The organism is Dactylosporangium sp. CS-033363, assembly GCF_050942475.1.
Taxonomy (GTDB): Bacteria; Actinomycetota; Actinomycetes; order Mycobacteriales; family Micromonosporaceae; genus Dactylosporangium.
Genome location: NZ_CP192032.1, coordinates 8,501,253 through 8,524,484, shown reverse-complemented (window position 1 = coordinate 8,524,484; position 23,232 = coordinate 8,501,253). Strand labels below are relative to the sequence as shown.

General features: G+C 71.6%; 21 protein-coding genes and 1 tRNA gene. 11 read left to right on the top strand and 11 right to left on the bottom strand.

Annotated features, from left to right (window positions below; genetic code table 11):
• Positions 1-21 precede the first annotated feature (21 nt).
• Both ACQPZ4_RS39210 and ACQPZ4_RS39205 read right to left on the bottom strand, forming a co-directional pair.
• A complete protein-coding gene (locus tag ACQPZ4_RS39210) occupies positions 22-1,053 on the bottom strand; it encodes a hypothetical protein (protein ID WP_433047776.1) in 1,032 nt (343 codons plus the stop codon).
• Positions 1,043-1,576, bottom strand: a complete 534-nt coding sequence (locus ACQPZ4_RS39205; RefSeq protein ID WP_433047773.1) for an RNA polymerase sigma factor — start codon at positions 1,574-1,576, stop codon at positions 1,043-1,045. The genes ACQPZ4_RS39210 and ACQPZ4_RS39205 overlap by 11 nt, the downstream gene beginning before the upstream one ends.
• A 312-nt stretch (positions 1,577-1,888) precedes the next feature.
• On the opposite strand from ACQPZ4_RS39205, the gene ACQPZ4_RS39200 reads away from it, so the two are divergent.
• Entirely contained in the window at positions 1,889-2,407 is a 519-nt protein-coding gene (locus ACQPZ4_RS39200) for a hypothetical protein (RefSeq protein ID WP_433047770.1), read from the top strand.
• On the opposite strand, the gene ACQPZ4_RS39195 is transcribed toward ACQPZ4_RS39200, so the two are convergent.
• Genes ACQPZ4_RS39195 through ACQPZ4_RS39185 form a run of 3 tightly spaced genes read right to left on the bottom strand, consistent with a single transcriptional unit; the run spans position 2,404 to position 5,173 of the window.
• Complete coding sequence (locus tag ACQPZ4_RS39195) at positions 2,404-2,880, bottom strand: NUDIX domain-containing protein (RefSeq protein WP_433047767.1); 477 nt, start codon at positions 2,878-2,880, stop codon at positions 2,404-2,406. The genes ACQPZ4_RS39200 and ACQPZ4_RS39195 overlap by 4 nt on opposite strands.
• A complete protein-coding gene (gntF, locus tag ACQPZ4_RS39190) occupies positions 2,877-4,157 on the bottom strand; it encodes a guanitoxin biosynthesis pre-guanitoxin forming N-methyltransferase GntF (protein WP_433047764.1) in 1,281 nt (426 codons plus the stop codon). The genes ACQPZ4_RS39195 and gntF overlap by 4 nt, the downstream gene beginning before the upstream one ends.
• Positions 4,154-5,173, bottom strand: coding sequence for an NAD-dependent epimerase/dehydratase family protein (locus tag ACQPZ4_RS39185; protein WP_433047761.1), 1,020 nt, complete (start codon positions 5,171-5,173; stop codon positions 4,154-4,156). Before ACQPZ4_RS39185 ends, gntF begins: the two co-directional genes overlap by 4 nt.
• Positions 5,174-5,266: 93 nt before the next feature.
• Here ACQPZ4_RS39185 and ACQPZ4_RS39180 point away from each other — a divergent pair, with 93 nt between their 5' ends.
• Positions 5,267-7,192 (top strand): AAA family ATPase, encoded by a 1,926-nt coding sequence (locus ACQPZ4_RS39180; RefSeq protein WP_433047758.1) that lies wholly within the window; start codon positions 5,267-5,269, stop codon positions 7,190-7,192.
• Here the strand turns inward: ACQPZ4_RS39180 and ACQPZ4_RS39175 are convergent.
• Entirely contained in the window at positions 7,189-9,387 is a 2,199-nt protein-coding gene (locus tag ACQPZ4_RS39175) for an MMPL family transporter (protein WP_433047755.1), read from the bottom strand. The two genes, ACQPZ4_RS39180 and ACQPZ4_RS39175, sit on opposite strands and share 4 nt — an antisense overlap.
• A 162-nt stretch (positions 9,388-9,549) precedes the next feature.
• Between ACQPZ4_RS39175 and ACQPZ4_RS39170 the strand changes: the two genes are divergently transcribed.
• The 3 genes from ACQPZ4_RS39170 to ACQPZ4_RS39160 all read left to right on the top strand — a co-directional run bounded on the left by ACQPZ4_RS39170 (position 9,550) and on the right by ACQPZ4_RS39160 (position 12,222).
• Positions 9,550-10,224 carry a DUF4253 domain-containing protein gene (locus tag ACQPZ4_RS39170; RefSeq protein WP_433047752.1) on the top strand — a complete coding sequence of 225 codons (675 nt, stop codon included), beginning with the start codon at positions 9,550-9,552 and terminating at the stop codon, positions 10,222-10,224.
• A 63-nt stretch (positions 10,225-10,287) separates the two neighbouring features.
• Positions 10,288-11,187: a hypothetical protein gene (locus tag ACQPZ4_RS39165; protein WP_433047749.1), complete on the top strand. Its 900-nt coding sequence runs from the start codon at positions 10,288-10,290 to the stop codon at positions 11,185-11,187.
• A gap of 507 nt (positions 11,188-11,694) precedes the next feature.
• Positions 11,695-12,222 (top strand): SMI1/KNR4 family protein, encoded by a 528-nt coding sequence (locus ACQPZ4_RS39160; RefSeq protein ID WP_433047746.1) that lies wholly within the window; start codon positions 11,695-11,697, stop codon positions 12,220-12,222.
• Positions 12,223-12,665: 443 nt separating this feature from the next.
• Here the strand turns inward: ACQPZ4_RS39160 and ACQPZ4_RS39155 are convergent.
• Positions 12,666-12,739: transfer RNA gene (locus ACQPZ4_RS39155), tRNA-Pro, on the bottom strand.
• A 94-nt stretch (positions 12,740-12,833) separates the two neighbouring features.
• Here ACQPZ4_RS39155 and ACQPZ4_RS39150 point away from each other — a divergent pair.
• The 4 genes from ACQPZ4_RS39150 to ACQPZ4_RS39135 all read left to right on the top strand — a co-directional run bounded on the left by ACQPZ4_RS39150 (position 12,834) and on the right by ACQPZ4_RS39135 (position 14,786).
• A complete protein-coding gene (locus ACQPZ4_RS39150) occupies positions 12,834-13,229 on the top strand; it encodes a VOC family protein (protein ID WP_433047743.1) in 396 nt (131 codons plus the stop codon).
• A gap of 65 nt (positions 13,230-13,294) precedes the next feature.
• Positions 13,295-13,591 carry a hypothetical protein gene (locus ACQPZ4_RS39145; RefSeq protein ID WP_433047740.1) on the top strand — a complete coding sequence of 99 codons (297 nt, stop codon included), beginning with the start codon at positions 13,295-13,297 and terminating at the stop codon, positions 13,589-13,591.
• Positions 13,588-14,382 (top strand): hypothetical protein, encoded by a 795-nt coding sequence (locus tag ACQPZ4_RS39140; protein WP_433047738.1) that lies wholly within the window; start codon positions 13,588-13,590, stop codon positions 14,380-14,382. Before ACQPZ4_RS39145 ends, ACQPZ4_RS39140 begins: the two co-directional genes overlap by 4 nt.
• Positions 14,376-14,786 (top strand): hypothetical protein, encoded by a 411-nt coding sequence (locus ACQPZ4_RS39135; protein ID WP_433047735.1) that lies wholly within the window; start codon positions 14,376-14,378, stop codon positions 14,784-14,786. Before ACQPZ4_RS39140 ends, ACQPZ4_RS39135 begins: the two co-directional genes overlap by 7 nt.
• On the opposite strand, the gene ACQPZ4_RS39130 is transcribed toward ACQPZ4_RS39135, so the two are convergent.
• Complete coding sequence (locus ACQPZ4_RS39130) at positions 14,728-16,197, bottom strand: diguanylate cyclase domain-containing protein (protein WP_433047732.1); 1,470 nt, start codon at positions 16,195-16,197, stop codon at positions 14,728-14,730. The genes ACQPZ4_RS39135 and ACQPZ4_RS39130 overlap by 59 nt on opposite strands.
• A gap of 143 nt (positions 16,198-16,340) precedes the next feature.
• Here ACQPZ4_RS39130 and ACQPZ4_RS39125 point away from each other — a divergent pair, with 143 nt between their 5' ends.
• Together ACQPZ4_RS39125 and ACQPZ4_RS39120 are read left to right on the top strand one after the other, a co-directional pair.
• Positions 16,341-18,269 carry a diguanylate cyclase domain-containing protein gene (locus ACQPZ4_RS39125; protein WP_433047729.1) on the top strand — a complete coding sequence of 643 codons (1,929 nt, stop codon included), beginning with the start codon at positions 16,341-16,343 and terminating at the stop codon, positions 18,267-18,269.
• Between the two features lie 217 nt (positions 18,270-18,486).
• A complete protein-coding gene (locus ACQPZ4_RS39120; protein WP_433047726.1) occupies positions 18,487-21,141 on the top strand; it encodes a discoidin domain-containing protein in 2,655 nt (884 codons plus the stop codon).
• Between the two features lie 43 nt (positions 21,142-21,184).
• Here the strand turns inward: ACQPZ4_RS39120 and ACQPZ4_RS39115 are convergent, their stop codons facing one another.
• Genes ACQPZ4_RS39115 through ACQPZ4_RS39105 form a run of 3 tightly spaced genes read right to left on the bottom strand, consistent with a single transcriptional unit; the run spans position 21,185 to position 23,042 of the window.
• The gene (locus ACQPZ4_RS39115; RefSeq protein WP_433047723.1) at positions 21,185-21,820 is read right to left on the bottom strand and encodes an acVLRF1 family peptidyl-tRNA hydrolase; all 636 of its coding nucleotides are present in this window, start codon (positions 21,818-21,820) and stop codon (positions 21,185-21,187) included.
• 10 nt (positions 21,821-21,830) lie between these two features.
• Positions 21,831-22,562, bottom strand: coding sequence for a hypothetical protein (locus tag ACQPZ4_RS39110; RefSeq protein ID WP_433047720.1), 732 nt, complete (start codon positions 22,560-22,562; stop codon positions 21,831-21,833).
• Between the two features lie 33 nt (positions 22,563-22,595).
• Entirely contained in the window at positions 22,596-23,042 is a 447-nt protein-coding gene (locus ACQPZ4_RS39105; protein WP_433047717.1) for a hypothetical protein, read from the bottom strand.
• Positions 23,043-23,232 lie beyond the last annotated feature (190 nt).

Sequence of the window (23,232 nt, the reverse complement as noted above, 5' to 3'; positions counted from 1 at the left end):
CGCTACCCCGCGATGCGCGTTTCAGTCCAGTTGGTCGGTCCAGTCCTCGGCCAGATAGAGCACGTACGACAGGACGGTGGGGGAGCGGCGCCCGTCGGCGGACGGGGTGAGCAGGGCGACGCGCTCGTAGCTCAGGAGGCGGCCGGTCTGCTCGTCGATGACGGCGATGTCGCGGACCGGGCCGTCGTCGTGGGTGACGTCGGCGGTGTACGCGGCGCCGGTGCGCCCGTCGCGGTCGGTGACGATGCCGCGGAAGCTGATGCCGGGGTCGTTGGCCAGGACGCGGAGGATCGCGGCGCGCTGGGCCGGATCGAGGATGTGGTATCGGTTCATGTCGGCAACCGCCTGTAGGGGCGTGGAGGGCTGGTGGTCGGCGGGCGGATAGCTGGTGAGCTGGCCGGCGACGATCGCCTCGTCACCGACGGGCACGTCAGTGAGGTACGAAATCTGGCCAGCGGTGAACGGCTCGATGGACGCGTCGGCGGGGTTCAGCGCGCCGGTCCCCCCGGCGCGGAGCTGGCCGGGCGGCTGCGGTGGCAGGACGGTGATCCGCCGGCGGCCGTCGTGGTTCGGGGTCCAGCACAGCTGCTCGTCGACGGCGACGACGCCCGGGTCGGCCGCGTGGTCCTTGGCCGGCCACTGCTGCGTGCGGATGCAGGCGTTCGGGCCGTCCGGGGCCGGTTCGCGCAGCGCGGCGACGTCCCCGGCCAGCCGGCGCAGCCTCGCCCCGGCGGGGGCCGCCTCGGCGTCGGTCAGCAGGCCGGTGAGCATGGCCGGGGCCGCGGCCGGTTCCTCGCGAACCGGCTGATGCGTCACCTGTACGGCCACCACGACGAGCCCGGTCGCGACCAGCGCACCGGCCGGGGCCAGCCACCGGATCAGCGACGTCCGGCGGGAGTGGGCCGGGCCGCCGGCGCGGGCGCGCAGTTCGGCCGCGGTCATGCGGGGCGGCGGGATCGGGCGGCCGCGGGTCGGGTCGTTGTACTCGACGAGTTCGCGGATCGCCGGGTCAGTCGCCGGGTCCGCGGCGTCGTTGACTCGGTCAGCAGCCATTGGGGTCTCCAGTTCCAGTGGTCCGGTTCAGCAGGTCGCGGGCGCGCTTGGTGGCGCGGGACAGCCGCTGGCGGGCGGTCGTGGCCCGGACGCCGAGCGCCTCGCCGAGCTGTTCGCCGGTGAGATCCTCGAGGTAGGCGAGGGCGAGCACCCGCTGTTCGGTCGGGCGGAGCTGGCGCCAGACGCGCTGCAGCTCGTCGCGGTGGGAGGCGACGGCCTCGGTGCCGTCGGCCGGGAGCGGCAGCTCGTCCATGGCGTCGGAGCCGAGGTCCTCGGGGTGCCGCAACCGCCAGCGCCGGTGCTTCAACGCGTCCTTGCGGGCCACGTTCAGCAGCCAGGTCTTGGGGTCGTCCGGCACGTGGTCGCGCTTCTTCCAGGCGACCAGGAACGTCTGCTGGGCGACGTCGTGCGCGTCGTCGGGGCCGACCTCGCTGACCAGAAACCGGAAGACCATTTTCCAGTACTGCCCGTGCAGCGCGTTGTGCCACTGCTCACCCCGACGGGCGTCGCTGTCCAACGTCACGGCTCCTCGACAGGTCGATGCGATGTCGCCCATAAACTCCCGGCCGACCCGCCCGTGTGACCTTGCAGCCACAACATCACAAGATTGTGACCTGCGCCGATGTCGCTACCGTCGGTGACATGACCGGATCGTTCGCAGCCAAACATGAGCGAACGTTGTGACATTCATTCACGGACGCCTTTGCGACATAGCCCGCCGCCAGCCATTTCCCTTCGTACCGTGAACGCATCCAAGTCCATCGCGTCCGACCGACCTCGGACCGCGAACAGCGGGGCTCGACCGCGCCCTGCTGCCCGCGTTCGGAGGCATTCCATGCTGCGCACGAGAATCACCGTCGTCCTGGCCGCCCTCGCCGTGCTCGTCTCGGCCCCCACCCCGGCGCTCGCGGCCCCGAGCCCGTCCGCCGCTTCCGTGCAGTCCAAGGTCGACGCGGAGATGGCCGCGCATCCGGGCGGCAAGCAGACCGGGCCGAACCAGATCACGTACGCCGGCGGACTGATCGTCACCGTCACGCCGATCGCCCAGACCACCCAGCCCAAGCCGGACTGCCCGAGCGGGTGGTTCTGCTTCTACGACTACGTGTCGTTCGGCTACCCGCGCGGCCAGCTCTCCTCGTGCGGCTGGCAGGACCTGGCCACCTGGAAGTGGCAGGACCGCACGGAATCGGTGCACAACAACCTGCCCAGCGGCTCGGTGGCCTACCTCAACCACGCGGCGGGCACGAGCTCGCACGGCAGCGACGTGAAGCTGTTCGAGGTCGGCGCCAAGCAGTCCATCGCCGACCTGGGCGGGAACAAGAACATCGCCGACCACGTGTACCGGTACTGCTAGCGCCGGCCGTCTTCCAGGTAGTGCGTGCCCGCGGTCGCCGCCGCCTCGTGCGCGGCGGCCGCCCGGCGGGCGAGTCGCGGTGACAGCCGCTGCTGCGCCTCGGCGAGCGTGGACCAGGCCCAGCCGCGCAGTTCGTCCGCCGGGAGCCGGATGCGCGCAGTGGACGGCGCATCGAGCACGCCGCCGTCGAACACGAACATCACGCCCTCGGTGCGGCCGGGCTGCGGCGGGACCCAGTCGACGACCAGCAGCCGACCGGGCGACACCGAAAGGCCAAGCTCCTCTTGTACTTCACGCCGCGCCGCCTCGTACGGCGACTCGTCCCGCTCCACGGCGCCGCCGGGCAGCTCCCAGTGGTCCTTGTACGTCGGCTCCACGAGCAGGATCCGGCCGGTGGCGTCGCGGAAGAGGACACCCGATCCCATGCGCTTGCGGGGGAGCGCGGCCGTGTAGTCGCCGCCGGAGGTCGTCACCAGCCGGAGGCTACGCCCTCGAGCGCGCGGCGGCGGGCGTGGCAGAGCACGATGGCCGAGTAGCCGTGGGCGGTGTCCTGGCCGGTGCGGCGGACCTCGATCGTGCCGCCGTCCGGGCCGCCGCCGAGGGGGAAGTCGGGGTGGAGTACCGCGCGCAGGTCGTGTTCGTCGATGTTCGCGCCGGGGAAGGTCTTGCCGGCGACGGTGTAGCCGCGGCATCGGCGCAGGGCGGCGGTGACGAACAGGCCGCCGGGTTCGACCAGGCCGGTGATGTGGCGCATGAACGTCTGCCAGGTGGCGCGGTCGTCGGTGGCGGAGTCGGCGCAGTAGGGGCTGATCACGGTGGCGTAGGAGCGGTCCAGCGGGCGGGGATGGCGCGCGTCCACCGGTACCAGAGACGTGATCTTGGCTCTTGTCAGGTCTTCTCTTGCGGCGAGCTGCTCGTCGGACGGGTGCGCGATGCCCTCGCATTGCAGGGTGTAGCGGACGAACGGGCGCCAGTCGTGGGCGTCGGGGGCGCGGTCGAGCCAGCGCTGGATCTCGGTCAGGTTGGCCGGGAGGTAGTCGCCCAGGTGGATCTCCGAGGCGACCTCGGCCGCGGCGAACACGTGGTGGAGGGTGGGGCCGATGCCGAAGAACAGCACGGGGCGGCCGGGCTCGGCGTGGCGGATCGCGGCGACGAGGAAGGCGATGGTGGCGACCTCGTCCGGCTCGACCGTGCGGTAGTAGCCGGTCAGGTAGTGCGCGGGCACCCAGTCGGTGTCGAAGGACGCGTAGCGGCGGCGGCGCCGGCCGAGGAAGGCGCGGGTGAGGCGGGCCAGGCCGAACTCGTACGCCCCGGCGGCGAGGTTGGCGCCCGCGAGGAAGACCACGGCCTCCTCGGTGCCGACCGAGTCGCTGAGGGCGGCGGTGCCGAACGCGCCGGCGTAGTAGGGGACCTCGGCGGCGACCTGTGATCCGGCGTAGCCGAGCGCCGCGGCCAGGCGGGGGGCGCGGGGGCTGGTCGTGAGGCGCCGGGTGAGGTCGTGGGCGGCTTTTGAGATCACGTTGGTACTGGTACCCGTGCTCGCCAGCAGCGCCGCGTTCGCGCGCAGGTTCGTGCGCAGGCCGAGTCCCCAGGCGGCGTAGCTGGCTCCGAGCAGGGCGAGCGTCCAGGGCTGGCCGACGCCGGCCAGCAGACCCGACGCGACCAGGGCGACGCCGGCCGCCGCGGCCCAGGCGTCCAGCGCGTAGCTCGACACCGCGGTCGCGGCGACGCTGGCCGTCCATCCGCTCATCCGGACACCTTCGGGCCGGCTTCGCTGTCCGTCAGGCGTCCGGTCCGGTGCAGCCAGCGGATCGTGTCGCGGTACGTCTCGATCAGGGCGTGCGGCTCCACGCCGAGCTCGTCGCGGGCGCGGGAGTCGTCGCAGCGGGTTGCGGTACCGGTGAAGACGACGCCCTCGTGGTCGACCGGAAGGCGGAACGGGGCCACCCGCTGGAGGGTGGACATCGTCCAGCTCATCGGCAGCATGGCGGCGGCCGGCACGACGAGGCACGGCAGCCGGCGGCCGGTCAGCGCGCGCAGGGTTTCGAACATGGTCGCGCCGTCGACGAAGTGGCCGGGGACCAGGTAGTTGCGCGGCTTGGAGGGCAGCATGAACACGGCGGCGTGCACGTCGGCGACATCGCGGACGTCGACGCTGTGCAGGCCGCCGCTGGGCCACATCGGGTACCGGCCGCGCAGGACGTCCCGCAGCCGGCGGGCCTGGTCGCCGAAGTGCGGGTCGTCGGGCCCGAGCACGGCGCCGGGCTGCACGATCACCACGGGCGCGCCGTCGTCCTGCAGTGCGCGGGCGACCGCTTCGGACGCGACCTTCGATTGAATGTACGTCCCGTGCGTCCTCGACAGCGCCGAGTCCGGGGTGACCGTGGCCCGCCGCCGCAGCAGCGCCGCGGTGCTGGAGACGTGCACGACCGGATCGCAGCCGGCGTCGGCGGCGGCCCGCAGCACCGTCTCCGCGCCGGCCACGTTCGTCCGCGCGATCGCCGGCCGGGCGCGGGCGTCCAGGTCGTACACGGCGGCGGCGTGCAGGACCGCGTCGCAACCGCGCAGCGCACGGGCGACCGAGTCGGGGTCGGTGACATCGCCGACGACGTGGTCCACCGTCGTGCGCACACCGAGCGGTTCCAGGGCCGGGCCGATGCGCCCGGGCGAGCGGACGAGGAGCCGGACGTCGTGCCCCGCGGCGAGCAGCGCCGCCACGCTGTGCGAGCCGACGAAGCCGGTACCGCCGGTGACCAGGATCTTCATCCCGCGAGGATCGGGCCGGACGGTGCTCAGTTGCCAGGTCATACAGTTGTCAATCGCTGTTCAAACGCACCACCGGGGTGCAGAGTGGATGGCGTGTCGACGTCTCTTGGCGAGGTGCTGGAGACCGCCCGGCGGCAACGGTTCGTCGGCCGCCGGGCCGAGCTCGCGGCGTTCGACGCGGCCGTGGGCGGGCGTTCGGCGCGGCGGGTGCTGTTCGTACACGGGCAGGGCGGCATCGGCAAGACCACCCTGCTGGCCGAGCTGGCGGCCCGGGCCCGCGCGGCCGGCCGGACTGTCGTGCAGGTCGACGGGCGTGACGTCGACCCCTCCCCGGACGGGCTGCACGCGGCCGTCGGGTGGCCGCTTCCCGCGGGCGCGGTCTTGCTCGTGGACGGGTACGAGCAGCTCACCCCGATCGACGGCTGGCTGCGCGCGCAGTTCGTGCCGGGCCTGGACGCCGAGACCGTGGTCGTGCTGGCCGGCCGGGAGCCGCCTGCCGCGCCGTGGCGCTCGGACGCCGGGTGGCGGGAGCTGGTGACGGTGTTCCGGCTCGATCTCTTCGGCCCGGACGAGACGGCGCAGCTGCTGGCCCACGCCGGGGTGGAGGTTTCGGTGCGGCCGCACCTGGCGGCGCTCGGGGCCGGGCACCCGCTGACCATGGCGCTGCTGGCCGACCTGGCCGCGCGGGGGCAGGTGCCGGACACGCTCGCCGACGCGCCGGACCTGATCTCGACGCTGTTGCAGTCGTTCGTCGGGGAGGTGCCGACGCAGGCGCAGCTGACCGGGCTGGCCACGTGCGCGATCGCCTGGTCGACGACGGAGGAACTGCTTGCCCGTACCGTCGGCGCCGACGCTCCTGCCGTGTGGCAGTGGCTGGCGCGGCTCCCGTTCGTCAGCAGCGGGCCGGGCGGGCTGGCCGTGCACGACCTGGCTCGCGAGGTGCTCGTGGCCGAGTTCCAGCGGCGCGTGCCCGAGCGGTACCGGGCGTACGAGCGGCTGGTGTTCGACCACGCGGTGGCCGGGCGGCGGACGGCCGACCTGTTCTTCGTGCATCGGCACGGGCCGTTCGGGGCGGTGATCGCGGCGCTGCGGATGCAGGGGTCGGCCGCCGTGGTACCGGCTCGGCTGGATGAGCATGAGCAGGTTTGCGCGACGATCGAACGGTTCGAGGGGGCGGCGAGCGCTTCGCTGGCCCGGGCTTGGCTCGCTGAGCAGCCGGAGCGGCTGTCTGTTGTGCGGACCGGGGATCGGGTGGCCGGGTTCTCGCACCATGTGTTGTGCCCGAGCGGGTCGTCGCTGGAGCAGCGCGACCCGGTTGTGCGGGCCGTGCTTGACCATGTGGGCTCGCTGCGGCCTGGCGAACACGTGCTGATCAACCGGTTCGCGGCCGGGGTCGATTCGCATCAGCGCGACCCGTACATGGTGGTGGCGGGGCCGGTGTCCAGCCTCAACGAATGGCTCACCCGGCCCTTGGCCTGGTCCTTCGTGGTCGTGGTGGACGAGGAGTTCTGGGCGCCGAAGTTCGACTACCTCGCCTTCGCGCCGCTCGTTCGCGTCCCCGTCGGCGGGGTGGCGCATGTCGCGTTCGGCATCGACTGGCGGCGGCTGCCGGTGGGCGTTTGGCTGGATCTGATGTACGAGCGCGGCCACTCGGGCGGCACCGGCCCGGCGCCGGCCGCGTTGCTGCGGCCGGCGCCCTTGAGCCGTGAGCGTTTCGATGCTGCCGTGCGGGCCGCCTTGCAGTGCCTGCATCGGCCGGAGCTTGCGGCGAACCCGTTGGTCGGCTCCGCGCTGGGCGCGGACGCCGCTCAGGTGCGCGCGGCGATCGAGGACGCGGTCGTGCGGGTCGGGAAGCTCCCCAAGGGGCAGCAACTGCAGGCTGTGCTGCATCGGACCTATGTGCGGCCGGCTCCTACGCAGGAGGCGGCGGCGGAGGTGCTCGATCTGCCGCTGAGCACCTACCGCCGCCACCTGGCCAAGGCCGTGGAGCACTTGACCGACATCCTGTGGGCGCTCTAGCGGGTCGGACTCGTCGCGGGCACGAGTGGCGCCGCGATCCCCGGCTCGTCCAGCACCGTCTCCTTGAGGCCCATGGAGCCGTGCAGGCGGCGCAGCCAGGCCGGGGCCCACCAGTTGGCCCGGCCCAGCAGGGTCATCGTCGCCGGGACCAGGACACAGCGGACCAGCGTCGCGTCGACCGCGACCGCGACCGCCAGGCCGAGGCCGATCTGCTGCACCCCGCCCATCTCGCCGGTCACGAAGCAGCCGAAGACGATGACCATGAGCAGGGCCGCCGAGGTGATGATCCGGCCGGACTGCTGCAGCCCGCGGCGGACGGCGACGTCGGTGGGGTGGCCGCGGTCGGCGTACTCCTTGATCCGGCCCAGCAGGAAGACCTCGTAGTCCATCGAGAGGCCGAACGCGAAGGCGAAGACGCTCACCACCGTGAACGGGCTCAGGCCGCCGACGGTCAGGACGCCGAGCGGGCCGGCCAGGAAGCCGTGCTGGAAGACGGCGGTCAGCGCGCCGAACGTGGCGCCCAGGGACAGGAGGTTCATGAGGACGGCCTTCAGCGGTACCACCACGGAGCCTGTCATGGCGAACAGCAGGACGACCATGGCCAGCAGGGTCACGCCCAGGGCCAGCGGGAGGCGGTGCACGATCTGGCCGACCACGTCGGTGACGAAGGCGCCGCTGCCGGTCACCCAGGACTCGCCGCCGCCGGGGCGGTCGGTGCGGATGCGGTCGACGAGGTCGCGGGCGGCCGGGCCCTCGGGGTCGCCGGTGGCCTCGATGCCGATGGTGGCCAGGCCGTTGCCGGCGTCCTCGGCGGGGTGGATCTGGGCCACGCCGGGCGTACCGGCGAATCGTGCCGCCCAGGCGTCCAGCTCGGCGGGGGCGGTGTGGGCGACGACGATGACGGCCGGGGCCGCGCTGTGCCCGTAGTTGCCGGTCAGCTCGTGCTCGACCTGGACCGACTCCATCTTCGGCGGCAGGGTGCCGAGGTCGTCGAGGTGGATGGTGGTGCCGAGGGCGGGCAGGGCGACGGCGACCAGGGCCGCGCCGCCCAGGACGGTGGTGAGGATCGGGCGGCGCTGCACGACTCGTGCAAGCCCGGCGAAGAACCCCGACTCGGCGGCGCGGCGGGCGGCCCGCTTCGAGGGCTTGATGCGCTTGCGGGCCAGGCCGATCAGCGCGGCGGTGAAGGTCAGCGACACCAGCATCGCGGCGATGGACACCGAGATCCCGGCCGCGCCCAGGGCGGACAGGCCGGTGATGCCGAACAGCAGCAGGCCGCTCAGGGCGGCGGCGACGGTGAGGGCGCTGAACGCGATCGTCCGGCCCGCCGTGGCCCAGGCCCGGCCCACGGCGACCGAGGGGTCGTGGCCGGCGGCGAGTTCTTCGCGGTACCGCGCGACGAGCAGCAGGCCGTAGTCGATGGACAGGCCCAGGCCGAGCAGCGTGACGATCGTGACCGCGTTCGAGTCGATCTCGGTGAACTTCGTGAACAGCAGCAGCATCGTCATCGAGAAGGCGATCGACACGATGGCGGCGAGCACCGGCAGGCCGGCCGCGATGATGCCGCCGAAGATGAACACGAGGACGACCAGCGTGATCGGCAGCGACAGCGACTCGGCCTTGGACAGGTCCGCGCCGACCTGGGCATTGGCCTGCTGGTTGAGCACCGGCCCGCCGCCGACCCGGATGCGGGCGCCGGGCTGGCCGTCGCCGCGCAGTGTGGCGGCGCCGGCGTGCAGGGCGTCGGTGAGCGCGGTCGCCGCGGTGTCCCGGGCGTCGTCGTCGAGGTTGGCCAGGTCGACCTGGATCAGCAGGCCGCGGCGGTCCTTGGCGATCAGCCCCGCCGCCTGGTCGGCCGGCAGCGCGTCATCGAACGGCGTCACCACCTGGTGCACCCCGCCGACCCCGCGCAGCGTTGCGGCGAGGGCCAGCACGTCGGTCCGTACCGGCGCGGCGGTTGGATCGATGCCGTCGACGACACCGATCACGGTGCCGCCCTGGGTCGACTGCGTGGCGAGCACGTGCTGTCCCCGGAAGGACTCGAGGTCCTTCGGACTGTTGTCGCCCGCCAGCGCGTTGAAGACCGGGCCGGCCGCGAGGACGCCCAGCACCACGGCGGCGAGCCACAGTCCGAGCACCCCCCACCGGTGCCGGAAGCACCACTGCCCGATGCGCGCGATGAGCCCGTGAGCCATAGCCATCCCCTTAGCCGAAGCATCCCGTATCAACGGGTTTCAGCCTCGTCACCGCGGGGCCCCGGCACACTGCCGCGGACCACCGGGTCGGCCATGGCGCCAGCCCCCGCCCGGCTGCGGGGGACAGCCCTACCAACGCCTGGCCAACGTACGATGCGCTTCGTGCAGAAGCTGTTCGCGTTCGCCGTGCCGGGCGAGGCGCAGGACGGGCTGTGGCAGCGGTGGCGCGAGCTGTACCCCGTGACCGGCTTGTGGCCGTTTCTGAGCAGCGCCGGCCCGGACGAGCTGGCGCGCCGGCGCGAGCGGCTCGCGCCGGCGCCCGACCCCGACGCGGTGGTGGCGGAGCTGGTGGCGGTGCAGCGGGTCGAGGAGCCGTACCTGGCCGAGCTGGACCTGCCGGCCCTCGTGGCGGACCTGGCCGCGAATCCGCCGGCCCCTCTGCCGGGCGGCGCGGCCGAGCGACTGCGGCGCGGCTGGAGGGACGTGCGCTGGCTCTGCCTGGCCGACACGGCCGAGGGCGGCTGGGAGCTGCCGTTGCTCCTGGGCCGCCCGCGCGCGGCCAACCTGGTGACGTCGCGGCATCAGGGGCTCGACCCGGTGCACCATGCGGCGTTCCTGCATTCGTGGTACCGCCGGTTCGGCGCATGCGTGCGCGGGCTGCACGGCAGTTGGCTCGATCTCGTCGTCGACGCGCCGCCCACCGATCCGGCCGAGATCGCGGCGGTGGCGGTGGAGCAGTGGGCGTACTGCGACGACATGCTCCAGACCGTCGGCCTTCCGGCGAAGGTGGCGCGGAACCAGGCGCCCGCCGACCAGTGGTACATCTGGTGGGACTGACGCCCTTCCGCCCCCGGTTTGCGCGAACGGCACCGAACAGCGCCACTTTCACTTGATCATGGAATGGTGAGGATCGAGCGCGGGATGGCGGCCGGTGCGACCGTTGTGGCGGTGCTGGCGGGCGGGGCGATCGCGGCCCATGCGGTGGAGCCGCCGTGCACCGACGGGGCGACGCCCGAGCCGAACAGCACGGTGACGTGCACGGCGCCCGGCTCGTACCGGCTGACGGTGCCGGCCGGGACGACGGCGGTGACGATCACGGCGCTCGGCGGCGGCGGGTCGAGCAGCTACCTGACCCCCTTGAACGGCGGCAACGGCGCCCAGATCGTGGGTACCGCAACGCTGCCGCCGGACACCGCCGCGCTCTACGTGATCGTCGGAGCCGGCGGCCGGGCCGATCCCGACACCGCACAGATGCCGGGCGGCGGCGGCTCCGGCGTGCTGGCGATCGACGCGGCGAACACGGTGCGCTCGAAACTGGTCATCGCCGGCGGCGGTGGCGGAGCCGGCTGGTCGGCGGCCGGCGGCAACGCGGGCGAGGAAGCACCCAGCGGCGGCGCGGCCGGCGGCGGCCACCCGGGCGGCACCTCGACCGGCGGCGCGGCCGGCACTACCGACCCGAACACGGTCGCCGGCCCGACGGAGGGCGGCGCCTACGACGCGACCACACTCGACGTGGCCGCCGGCGGCAGCGGCGCCCAGAACTGGAACACGTACTACGCGGGCGGCGACGGCGGCGGAGGCTGGACCGGCGGCGGAGGGGGCGGCTGGGGGATGGCCACGGACGGCGGCGGGGGCGGCGGCGGCTCCAGCAACGCGGACCTGTCGTACTTCACGCTCACGTCCCAGAGCGTCGCGCCCGGGACTGGCGGCGTCGCGCCTGGGGGATTCCAGTACGGCGACGGCGCCGACGGCTCGGTGACCGTCACGTTCGGCGCGGCTGAGCGATCCGCTCGCAATTGAGCTTCAGCAACTTTTGCTACGTCGGGACAGCGGGATTCGCACCCACGACCCCGTCGTCCACCATCACGCACGGTGTGTGGCCCCACTCGGTCCCCATCTTCGCCGTAGTCACCGGCGATCTGAACCTCTCGCGCTGCTTCGGCTAGTCTCGCGCTGGTGTTGACGAGCGCGGCTGGAAACTCCTGCCTCACCTGGTGCGCCGATGCCCTGCACGCGGGCGGGTCCACCGTCCCGGGCGGCCTGCCCGGGGCTTTCGGCACTTCCGGGAGTTCGGCCGCAACTTCTTCGGCCTCGCCGGGGCGTGGGAACGGTTCGCCGGGGGGTTCGTGTACGACCCGGACCCCAGTACGGCCAACCCGAAAGATCCCAGTCTGTGCGCCGCGATCGAGACGGCGCTCTTCGGGATGCGTGCGCTACTCGCCGACGTCCGCGCGGACCTCGGCGTGACCGGGTCGGGCTTCGACCTCGATCCGCCCAACGTCAAGATTTGGAACGTGACAGTCTGGCATGGAGAACTTTGCAGACAGACTTGCCGCCCTGTTGGGTGTTGCGCAGGACGTGGTGCCACTCTCGTGGGAGTCCGCTGAGGAAGTGATCGGTCGACCGGTTCCCAGTGATTACATAGATCTCATCTCCCATACGGGAAGCGCCTCACTCGACGACTGGCTGACTGTCTTTGGCCCGAACCCCTCAAGTGACGTGGATCTTGCCTCGCTTATCGAGGAGCGGGAGTCGGCCTGGGATTATTTCCGTGAACACGGCATTCAGTTGCCCGGTCGATTCTTCGTCGAAGGGCGGCGTTTGATCGCCTTCGCGGTTGTGGAGTCAACCTACTTCTATTGGGACTCACGAGACGATCTCGACCCGGATGCCTGGGGGGTGGTCATTGTGGACGGGGAGCTGGACAACTGGTTTGAGATCGCCATGCCGGCCACCGAATGCCTCTATAAAGTCCTTGTCGGTGAGATCGAGCTTCCACCATTCGAAGGCCTACCCCTGGACGCCGACCACAGCGCCGGTCGTTTCGGACGTTAGAGCTGGACAGCTTGACGCGATCCATGGTGGAGCGGGTGATCTCATTCTCGTCGAGCAGCCAGCGGAAGAACTGCTGCAGCCCGGCGGGTGGCCGACCGGTCGCGCCGGTTCAGGTACGTCGTCCATGCCGCTGGCGTGGCACGCCGAGGCGGTAATGCAGCCTGACGGCTGGCGGATTACGACGCTTGTAACCCGGCGTGGTGCGGCGTGAAGCGAGCCGATGGCACCTACTCGGGATACTCGACGTGGACTGTAACCGGCGGTTCCCAACTCAATCGTCAGGCCAGCGCGGCAGGAGCCAATCAGTCCAACCAAAGGGCGCCTGGTCCCCAAGTGGTCCCGCGGCCAATCCCTGTTGATCGGCCACCGCCATCTGCGCCGGGATAGTGAGAGAGCCGCTGACCTGGGCTAACTGCCCTCGATCAACGGCTCTGTCGTACCGGTCGGGACAGCGGGATTCGAACCCACGACCCCTTGACCCCCAGTCAAGTGCGCTACCAAGCTGCGCTATGTCCCGGTGCCACCCCACTCGCGTGGGCAGCCGGTACAGCGTAGCGCATGCCCGAGGCCGCCGACCACGCAGTATCCCGCTCGCGGGTTACGCTGCGCGAATGCGGCTTGAGCTGGTCACGATCGTGGTGGACGCGTATGACCCGGCCATCGAGTTCTTCACCGGGGTGCTGGGGTTCGAGCTGGTCGAGGACTCACCCTCCGTCACCAGTGCGGGGGGCCGGGCCAAGCGGTGGGTGGTGGTCCGTCCGCCCGGCGCGCAGACCGGCATCCTCCTCGCCCAAGCGGACGGAGAGCGCCAGGCGCAAGGGGTGGGAGAACAGGCGGCCGGGCGGGTCGGGTTCTTCCTCCGGGTCGACGACTTCGACGCGGCCTTCGAAAAGCTCGTCCAACACCAGGTGGTGATCGAAGGGTCACCCCGCGTAGAGGAGTACGGCCGCATCGTGGTGTTCCGCGACATTGCCGGAAACCGCTGGGACCTGCTCGGACCCAAATAGAAGCTGCATAAAAGGGACGAATCACCCGAGCGATCAAGGCCCACAAGCACCTAGCGTTCCCGGGCGTGTTGGATGTGGAGTTGGTGGAACTGTGGCGGGCCGGGCGGGTGCAGCTGCCCGCGCTGGCCGGGATCTATTCGCGGGCTGCTCAAGAACTTGCGCTTGTACCGCACGACGATGCCGAATGGACCGCGCTCCGCCGGCAACTGGTCAGTGTCCTCGCCGCCGCTGCGAGCCAAATAGACGAAGCCGCCAACGGCGTCACCACCGCCGTTGCCGGATACGAACAGGCCGACGAGGCCGCGGCAAGGGAACTCCGACGCCGGCTCGACGCCGAGCTCCCCGATGGGGCGAAGCGATGACGTACGCGATGCTCATGCAGCACGCCGAAGACATGCGCGATCTGGCGGTCGAAGTGGCATCGGCCGGTGGAGCAGACGGCTATTACCGCATGCGCGCCATCCACAAGGAGTTCGCCGACCTGCCCGACGCGTTCCGCCCGCTGACCGGGTTCCCCGACCCGCAAACGTACGACGCCAAACTACGCCACCTCGACGACGTCCTCAGTGGACTATCCACAGGCGACGGTCAAGAACTCGCGAACGCCAACCTGCAGAACCTCAACGTGGCGCTGCGCAACTGGACCGGCGAAGCGGCCGAGAAGTTCAAGCGCGGGTTCATAGAGCCGTGGCCCGCATTCCTCCAAAATCAGTACACCGTCGGCGTGGTCCTGCACTCCGCGCTCGAGGCCGAACAGGAGATCTGGACGCGAGCGAGGCAGGACGCCGACCAGATCGGCGAGCAGGGGCTGGCGGCCATGGCGGCGTGCGGTGACTGTACGCGCACCGAATGGACGATCACCTTCACCGTCGTTGCGGCGGTTGCTGCGGTCGCCGCGGTGCCCGTGTCCGGAGGACTGTCGCTGGCGGCGGGAGGGGTCGCCGGACTCGCCCAGGTGGTGGCGGCCACCGGTCCGGCCGAGGCGCCGCAGACCACGTTCACCGCCGACGTGCCGAGCGAAGTGGCCGATCGGGTGCGCGAGGCGATCACCCAGCTGCGCGCACACATCCACGAGAAGCGGGACGCGGTAAGAATAGCCCTTCGCGCGACGAACAAGGCCATCACCGACCGGCCGGAGCTGTTCGGATGGTGACCGTCCGCCTGCGCGGGATGACCGCAACGCTCAACGAAAGCACCATCGCAATCGACGCAGCGAACGCAAATGCGCAGGACCTGGAAGCGCTCGCGCGCGCGTTGTGGGCGGCGCGAACGCGCGAGACGTTGCAGCGCGCCGGACTGACCAGGGAGCCGAGACCGCACGGGCGGAGCGCCGAGGAGTACGTGCGCCGCCGCGCCGCGATCGTCGCATGTGGACAGTCCGGCACCGTCAAGATCGAGGTAAAAGGCATGCGCCAGTGGCGCGTCGAGGTCAACGGCGCAACCAAGGAAGACATCGAACAGGCGGCGCGGCACCTGATGAACGCGCAGGAAGAACAGATCAGAGCGCTGAAACGGGAGATATGGGGGCGGCCACGAGCTTCGCCGTGCCGTCGGTGAAGACGCCCAACCGGCCCGGACCCGCCTGCTTCGCCGCGTGCATGGCCGCGTCCGCGTCGTGCAGGAGCTGGTCGATCTCGGCGTGGTTGCGCCAGCACGCCACGCCGACGCCTGCGCTCGGGGTCAGGTCCACGCCGGCGACCTGCAGCGGCGCGCGGATCGCGGCCGACAGGCGGGCGGCCACGTGGATCGCGTCCGCGGCCGTGCCCATGCCGTCCAGGATGACCGCGAACTCGTCGCCGCCCAGGCGCGCGGCCACGTCGGCGCCGCGGATGGCGTCGCGGATGCGCTGGGCCACGGCGGCCAGGAGCTGGTCGCCGGTGGCGTGGCCGTACGTGTCGTTGACCTTGCGGAAGCCGTCCACGTCGATCAGCACGACGGCGACCGGGCTGCCGCGGCGGGCGCGGGCGATCGCTCGGGTCAGGTGCTCGCGCAGCAGCTGCCGGTTCGCGAGCCCGGTCAGGGCGTCGTGGAAGGACTGGTGGTGCAGGGCCGCCGCGCGCTCGGCGTTGGCCAGGCCCAGGGCGGACTGGGCGGCCAGAGACTCCAGGGCCGGGCGGGCCTCGGCCGGCAGGCCGCGGTCGGCGCCGGCCAGCAGGGTGCCGTACGGGACGTTCGCGACCTGCAGCGCGAAGCCCTCCGAGCGCGCACCCGGCGCGCCGGCGAAGAGGGTCGCGGGAGCCGGGCCCGCCACGGCCGTGATCTGCTCGTCGGGGTCCAGGGTCGCCGCCCAGGCGCCCGGTGCGCCGGTCAGGAGTCCGACGGCCGCCTCGACGGTGTGCCGGCCCACGATGCGCGCGTCGGCGGTGGTGCCCAGCGACGCGCCGAGGCGGGCGAACACCCGCTCCCGCGCGTTGGCGCGCTCCTGGCGACGGGTGGTTTCGGCGATCACGGCAGTGAAAAGCGCCAGCGCCGGTACCCCCGGTGCCTGCAACAGCATCGCCCCCACCTTGGCCGGCTCCGTCAGGGCGACCGTGCCCGTCACCGTGGCCAGGGTCGCCAGGGTGTAGGCGAGGACGTGCCGCCACGGGCCGTAGAGCCCGCGGTACGCGACGCAGACGCAGCCCAGGCCCAGCGTGCTGGTCCAGTCGTGCAGGCCGAGTCCGATGACCGCGAGGGCGGCCGCCTCGGGGAGGACGGACCAGGCCGGGAAGCTCTCCCGCGGGTACCGGTGCAGCCACCACGCGCCGAGGGCCACCGCGGCCACGGCGGCGGCGATGCGGGCGGGCGGGGTGGCGGTCTCGCCGGTGTAGGCCCGGGGCAGGACCAGGACCAGGCAGAACACCCCGAAGACGAGGAACAACCAGCGGATCCGCCCATCGAGCGCTCTCGGGGGCCCGAACACACCGGTCATGCCCGCGCTATCGGCCGTCCCGGCGGCAAACTGAGTAATGATCCACTTTTCCGGCATACTGGATCGCGTCGCGCACCGGGCGCTACCCTGTCCGCACCGCCCGCGATGGGGTGGTGATACCGCTCATCTCGGCACTGGGTCGGCCGAAGGTATGGCGGCCGGAACTGCGCCGGCCGGGGCGAAGGCGGTGATGACGGGCGGTGAAGACCAACCGGCTGCTCGCCGTGTACTCGCCCCTGTTCGCCATCGCCGCCGGCTGGGCCCTCGTGCGGCTCGCCGGGTTCGATGCTCCGCTGTTCCTGGGCTGGCTGCCGGGCGCGATCGGGATCGCCATCGGCGGGGTGTACCTGCTGGTCGCGGCCGAGACGCCCGGGCTCGGTCCGGCCGGGCGACGGTTCTGGCGGCACCTCGCGATCGCCTCGCTGCTCATCGCGCCGTCGACCGGGCCGTTCACCGAGGCGAGTCTCGGCGGGCGCCGGTCCGGCCCGCTGCTCTACGCCGCCGTCGGCCTGCTCGCCGTGGCGCTGCTGCTGGTGCTCTGGGCCCTGCTGCGGCTGCCGACCCGGGTCCGCGGGCGTGGCGACTGGCTGCGGCTGGGACTCGACGCGTTCACGGTGCTGGTGTGCTCGGCGACGTTCCTGTGGCACTTCGTGGTGCGCCCGATCGCCGACGCGCCCCTGCCGGAGGTCCTCGGGCTGCTCGTCCTGTGCCTGCTGTGCCTGCTCGCCGTGCTGGCGGTGGTCAAGCTGATCCTCGCCGGGACGGCCGCGGTCGACGGCGCCGCCCTTCGCGCCCTCGCCCTGGTGGTCCTGATCGGTTCCGTCGGTTCCGCGTTGGTACCGGTCCTGCCCAGTCCCCGTCTCGCCGGCCTGTCGGACCTCGTCACCATGTGCGAGGCGCTCATGGTCGCGGTAGCGGGCATCCTGCAGGCGCGCCGGGCCGGGCGTGCGCAGGCGGTGACGGTCGACCGGCGGCGGCCGTACTCGGTCCTGCCCTACCTGGCCGTCGCCGCGGTCAACCTGCTGCTGGTGGCCGTGGCGGTCAACGGCACCGGAAGCCTGCCGGTGCTGGTCGGGGCGGTGGTGGCCACCGGCGCCGTCGTCGCGCGGCAGCTGCTCGCCTTCCGGGACAACGACGGGCTGCTGCGGTCGCTGCGCGAGCACCAGCGGCTCCTGCACGAGCAGGCCACCCACGACGCGCTCACCGGGCTGCCGAACCGCGCGCTGTTCAACGAGCGCCTCGAGCACGCGACCGCGGCCATCCTGGTCGACCTGGACGACTTCAAGGCGGTCAACGACACGCTCGGCCACCCGGTCGGCGACGGGCTGCTGATCGAGGTCGGGCGCCGGCTGCGGGCCGCGGTCCGCCCGAGCGACCTGGTGGCGCGGCTGGGCGGCGACGAGTTCGCGGTCCTGGTGCTGGACGCCGATACGGTCGACGATCCAGCAGACGCGGAGCTGGACGCCGTGGCCGAGCGCATCCTGGCCGAGCTCGCGCCGCCGGTGCACACCCACGGCCATGTGCTCACCGTGACGGCGAGCGTCGGGGTCGCGGCCCGCGACGGCGACGACGGGGCTCAGGACCTGCTGCGCCACGCCGACATCGCGATGTACGCGGCGAAGCGGCGGGGGAAGGGCACGCACGCGCGGTACACGCCGGATCTGAGCGGTTTGCTCATGACCCCGCAGTCGCGTCTGGCCGATCTGCGGCGGGCGATCGCCGAGGCCCGGCCGCCGTTCACGCTGGAGGTCGGGCGGGCCGCGCTGGTGTCGCCGGGCTTCGCGGCCGAGCTGGGGGCGTTGCTCGCCGAGGCGGGGCTGCGGCCCGAGGGCCTGACGCTGGCGCTTCCGGCCGCGCAGCTGGCCGGCGACGGGGCGGTCGGGCGGGCCATGGGGGAGCTGCGGTCGGCCGGGTTCGGGCTGGCGCTGGATCAGACGGGCACGGGCACGGTACGGATGGATCTGCTCTCGGCTCTTCCCTTCACGGCGCTCATCGTCGATCCGGCATTCCTCGGGATCGAAGGCACCCGATCGGTTGCATTCACCGAGGCCGTGGCCGCATTCGTGCGGGAGGCCGGGATCGATTACAGGGTTCGATCCGAGGGCTCACTCCTAGAGAGCGCTCTCTAGATTTTCAGTTCCGGAACCGCAGCCCTCTTGACAGCGGGGCTGCTACGGATAACCCTCGTCCTTGGAGAGCGCTCTCCGAACCCCACCCCGGTTCCCGGGCCGCCCGTTCCCGGTCTGGTGAGCCTGACACCCCGTCAGCCGGAACACAAGCGCCACGTCCGCCGCACCCCCGCGGTGGGCCGTCCGGCTGCCGCCATGCCCTGACACAGGAGCAGTGATGCACACCGCCGCACCGCCAACGGCGAACCGCCGCCGCCGAAATCTGATCATCGCCGCCGCCGCCACGCTCGTGGTGCTGGCGACGTACGCGATCACCACCACCCTGACCGCCTCGGCCGCCGACACCCTCATCTCGCAGGGCAAGCCGGCCCTGTCGTCGTCCGACGAGAACGGCGGCACCCCCGCGTCCGCCGCGTTCGACGGCAACACCACCGCCACCCGCTGGGCCAGCGCCTTCGCCGACCCGCAGTGGATCCGGGTCGACCTGGGCCAGAACGCCACGATCTCGCAGGTCAAGCTGTTCTGGGAGGCCGCCTACGGCAAGTCCTTCCAGATCCAGACCTCGCCCGACGGCAACACGTGGACGAACGTCTACTCGACCACGACGGGCACCGGCGGCACGCAGACGCTCTCCGTGACCGGCAGCGGCCGCTACGTGCGGATGTACGGCACGGTCCGCGCGACGGGCTACGGCTACTCGCTGTACGAGATGCAGGTCTTCGGCTCCTACACCGGAACCAACCCGACCGGCGGGCCGTGCAACACGGCCACCAACGCCGCGCTGGGCAAGACGGCCGACGCGTCCAGCACCGAGAACGCCGGCACTCCGGCCTCCTCGGCGGTCGACGGCAACGGCGGCACCCGCTGGTCCAGCGCCGCGAGCGACCCGCAGTGGCTGCGCGTCGACCTCGGCTCCGTGCAGTCGATCTGCCAGGTCACGATCAACTGGGAAGCCGCCTACGGCAAGGACTTCCAGATCCAGACCTCGACCGACAACGCCAACTGGACGACCATCAAGACGGTCACCGGTGGCACCGGCGGCAACCAGGTGCTCAGCGGGCTGAGCGGCTCCGGCCGCTGGATCCGCCTGTACGGCACCGCGCGCGGCACCGGCTACGGGTACTCGGCCTGGGAGTTCATCGTGAACACCGGCGGCACCACCCCGACGACCTCGTCGCCGACGCCGCCCACCAGCCCCACCCCCACCCCGACCGGCACCCTGCCGGGCGGCGGCGACCTGGGCTCGAACGTCATCGTGTTCGACCCGAGCCAGTCCTCCGCCACCATCCAGGCCAAGCTGGACCAGATCTTCACCCAGCAGGAGACCAACCAGTTCGGCACCCAGCGGTACCAGTTCCTGTTCAAGCCGGGCTCCTACAGCGGCCTGAACGCCCAGATCGGCTTCTACACCTCGATCAACGGCCTGGGCCAGAACCCGCAGGACGTGCAGATCCACGGCGACATCACCGTCGACGCGGGCTGGTTCCAGGGCAACGCGACGCAGAACTTCTGGCGCTCGGCCGAGAACCTGTCGGTCTACCCGGTCTCCGGCGTCGACCGCTGGGCCGTCGCGCAGGCCGCGCCGTTCCGCCGCATGGACATCCACGGCGGCATGACCCTCGCCAGCCCGAACTGTGGCTGGGCGTCCGGCGGCTACATCGCCGACTCGCGGGTCAGCGGCAACATCAACCCCTGCTCGCAGCAGCAGTGGTTCACCCGTGACTCCACCATCGGCAGCTGGAACGGCTCCGTGTGGAACATGGTGTTCTCCGGCGTGCAGGGCGCTCCGGCGAACAGCTTCCCGAACCCGCCGTACACCACGCTGGCCACCTCGCCGGTGACGCAGGAGAAGCCGTACCTGTACGCCGACGCGTCGGGCGCGTACCGCGTGTTCGTGCCGTCGCTGCGCACGAACTCCTCGGGCGCGACCTGGATCAACGGTCAGACCCCGGGCACGTCGCTGTCGATCAACCAGTTCTACGTGGCGAAGCCGGGCGTGAGCGCGGCGACGCTGAACCAGGCGGTCGCGCAGGGCCTGAACCTGCTGTTCACCCCGGGTGTGTACCACCTGAACTCCACGGTGAACATCAACCGCGCCAACACCGTGGTCCTCGGCCTCGGGTACGCCACGATCGTGGCCGACAACGGCGCGCTGCCGATGGCCGTCGGTGACGTCGACGGCGTGAAGATCGCGTCGCTGCTGTTCGACGCGGGCCCGACCAACTCCCCGGCCCTGCTGCAGGTCGGCCCGAACGGTGCCTCCGGCAACCACGCGGGCGCCCCGAACGTGATCTCCGACGTGTTCCTGCGCGTCGGCGGCGCCGGGGCGGCGAAGGTCACCAACGCCATGGTGGTCAACAACAACAACACCATCATCGACCACATCTGGTCGTGGCGCGCCGACCACGGCGACGGGGCCGGCTGGACGTCCAACCCCTCCGACACCGGTCTGATCGTCAACGGCCAGAACGTGACCGCGTACGGGCTGTTCGTCGAGCACTTCGAGAAGTACAACGTGATCTGGAACGGCAACGGCGGCAAGACCATCTTCTTCCAGAACGAGCTGCCGTACGACCCGCCGTCGGCCGCCGCCTGGTCCCACGACGGGATCACCGGCTACGCCGCCTACAAGGTCGCCAACACGGTCACCTCGCACGAGGCGTGGGGCATGGGCAGCTACTGCGTGTTCACCACCGACTCGTCGATCGCCGCGTACCACTCGTACGAGGCGCCGGTGAACGCCAACGTCAAGTTCCACAACATCCTGACGGTGTCGCTGGGCAAGGGCTCCATCACCCACGTCATCAACGACACGGGGGCACCGGCGCAGGCGTCCAACGTCTCGCCGTCCAACGTGATCAACTACCCGTAAGTCGCTTGCCGGAGCGGGCCGTCCTTCGGGGCGGCCCGCTTTTTCATGGCACGAGGTGGATGCGCACCTTGCGCGCGGTGACCGCGGCCTCCTCCAGGACGGTCAGCCGCGGCTCGGCGACCTCCAGCAGGCGCGGGTGGCGCAGCGCGGCGAGGGCGGCGAGGCGCCGGTCGGCCAGGATCGCGTCGACGAGGCCGCGGTCGCCGCCGCAGACCAGGGCGTGCAGGGTCGCCACCTCGGGCAGCAGCACGCGCTCGGCGATGTCGGCGGACTTCTGGGCGACGGCGTCGGACTGGTTGTCCCGCCGCCGTGCATAGCGCTGCTGCGACCATCCGCCCGCGGCCGTGCGCCCGTGCACGTGGAAGCGCTCCACCTTGGAGGCGGCGATGTCGGTACCGTCGGCAATGCCCACGGCCGTCGCGCCCTTGCGGGCCAGGAGCAGCCCGATGCGGGGTGGTTGCCGCAGGCCGGTCAGCAGGGCGTCGACGTCCTCGGCGGCGTCGAGGCCGGGCGGTGGGTGCAGGGTCGCCTTGTCGCCGTTGTTCGTGCCGGTCAGCACCAGGCCGGCCTCGTCGGCGCCCTGGTGGCGTCCGTAGAAGCCGTCGAGCCAGCCCCGCAGGCGCTCGGGCGAGATCTCCACCCAGCGACCGCCGCCGGCGGCCGGTTTGGCCGTCACCATGGCTACAAACCTAGCGGCTCCCGAGAAGGACCCGGAGTTCGAGTCCCTTCATCAGCCACGACGCGCCGAAGCCGAGGATGGCCAGGGTTTCGCCGATCAGCAGGTTGTAGGCGTCGAGCCAGCCGGTGATTTCGGTGACCGCGATGAACACGACGGCCACCCCGATCACGGCCGCGCAGGTGAAGTGGAAGCGGCGCCAGAACGTGGGGGAGCGCCGGCCGAGCAGTTCGGTGCGGTTGCCCTCGCGGATGCCGAAGTACAGGCTGATGATCCCGAGGCACACGATGAACACGGCCGCGCAGGTGTAGTGCACGATGGCGACCGGAATCTCGCCCAGCTTCTCCTGCAGCGGGGTGAGCGCGATCGCCGCCCCCGCGGTCCGGTCGGTGCAGAACAGCGCGACCCCGAGCGCGGCGACCCCGGCCACGTTGCTGAGCAGGTTGTCGAGGTTGTGCTCGAACGCCTTGTACGTCAGCAGGAACAGCCCGGTGACGCACAGCGCGCCGACGAAGACATCGCGCATGCCGGTGTAGAAGTACTCGCTGAGCGACCCCCTCGGCTTGCCGCCCTCCAGCGCCAGGTCGCCGAGGACGAGGGCGAAGGGCAGCGCGAGGCCGATGAAGCCGATGACGGCGCGCATGAGGAGGTACGAGCGCAGGTACAGGACGCCGGCGTCCGGCTCGGCCAGGCGTTCCTCGCTCGGGCGCTGCGGGCCCTCGGTCTGCGGGTCCAGGTAGCCCAACGGATCCTCCCACGGTCGCCGTTGCGGCCATTTTCACCGAGGGGCGTCGCGGCCGCCATCGATCGCTCGGGCGTAGTACGTGACCCCGGCGACGTGCTCGACCACCTCGCGCAGCGACCAGGTCGCTTCGTCGGGCCTTGCGTCGAGTTGGGCGGGTTCGACGGTGGCGAGCCGGGCCCGGTAGGAGATGGCGAGCCTGGTGAGGCGGCTTCTGGCCTCGTCGAGGTCGGTCTCGGTGAAGCGGGCGCAGTCGGCGTGGGTGGTCACGGTGCGGCCGTGCCAGTGGTCGGGGATGGTCTCGAGGCCGGCGAGGCGGCATTCGATCTCGGCCAGGTGGTCGATGAGGTGGTCGGTGACGCGGCGGAGGGCCTTGTGGGGGGTCCAGGCGTTGTTGTCGTACAGCGTGGGGGTGCCGTCCCAGGCGAGCCAGCGCCCGGCGCGGTCGAGGACTTCGGCTACGGCCTCGTCGATCAGGTCCATGCCGGCGACCGTACGGGCGGGATCGTTCGGGCCCGGCCGAACGGTGCGCGTGGGGTGGGTGGGGGAGTAGGGTTTTCGGTGCAGGCGTCAGTCGCACGCCATACCTCCAGACCGGTGGCCCACGCCCGCCGGCCCCGCGGAGGAGAAGGTGACCTCTTGTCATCGCGACCCGCATGTCGCAGACGACTCA

What these genes read in the sequence shown, in the direction of transcription:
- ACQPZ4_RS39210 (WP_433047776.1), bottom strand. Translation starts at nt 1,053, where the DNA reads ATGGCTGCTGACCGAGTCAACGACGCCGCGGACCCGGCGACTGACCCG.
- ACQPZ4_RS39200 (WP_433047770.1), top strand. Translation starts at nt 1,889, where the DNA reads ATGCTGCGCACGAGAATCACCGTCGTCCTGGCCGCCCTCGCCGTGCTC.
- gntF (WP_433047764.1), bottom strand. Translation starts at nt 4,157, where the DNA reads ATGAGCGGATGGACGGCCAGCGTCGCCGCGACCGCGGTGTCGAGCTAC.
- ACQPZ4_RS39185 (WP_433047761.1), bottom strand. Translation starts at nt 5,173, where the DNA reads ATGAAGATCCTGGTCACCGGCGGTACCGGCTTCGTCGGCTCGCACAGC.
- ACQPZ4_RS39175 (WP_433047755.1), bottom strand. Translation starts at nt 9,387, where the DNA reads ATGGCTCACGGGCTCATCGCGCGCATCGGGCAGTGGTGCTTCCGGCAC.
- ACQPZ4_RS39165 (WP_433047749.1), top strand. Translation starts at nt 10,288, where the DNA reads ATGGTGAGGATCGAGCGCGGGATGGCGGCCGGTGCGACCGTTGTGGCG.
- ACQPZ4_RS39160 (WP_433047746.1), top strand. Translation starts at nt 11,695, where the DNA reads ATGGAGAACTTTGCAGACAGACTTGCCGCCCTGTTGGGTGTTGCGCAG.
- ACQPZ4_RS39150 (WP_433047743.1), top strand. Translation starts at nt 12,834, where the DNA reads ATGCGGCTTGAGCTGGTCACGATCGTGGTGGACGCGTATGACCCGGCC.
- ACQPZ4_RS39140 (WP_433047738.1), top strand. Translation starts at nt 13,588, where the DNA reads ATGACGTACGCGATGCTCATGCAGCACGCCGAAGACATGCGCGATCTG.
- ACQPZ4_RS39135 (WP_433047735.1), top strand. Translation starts at nt 14,376, where the DNA reads ATGGTGACCGTCCGCCTGCGCGGGATGACCGCAACGCTCAACGAAAGC.
- ACQPZ4_RS39130 (WP_433047732.1), bottom strand. Translation starts at nt 16,197, where the DNA reads ATGCCGGAAAAGTGGATCATTACTCAGTTTGCCGCCGGGACGGCCGAT.
- ACQPZ4_RS39120 (WP_433047726.1), top strand. Translation starts at nt 18,487, where the DNA reads ATGCACACCGCCGCACCGCCAACGGCGAACCGCCGCCGCCGAAATCTG.
- ACQPZ4_RS39115 (WP_433047723.1), bottom strand. Translation starts at nt 21,820, where the DNA reads ATGGTGACGGCCAAACCGGCCGCCGGCGGCGGTCGCTGGGTGGAGATC.
- ACQPZ4_RS39105 (WP_433047717.1), bottom strand. Translation starts at nt 23,042, where the DNA reads ATGGACCTGATCGACGAGGCCGTAGCCGAAGTCCTCGACCGCGCCGGG.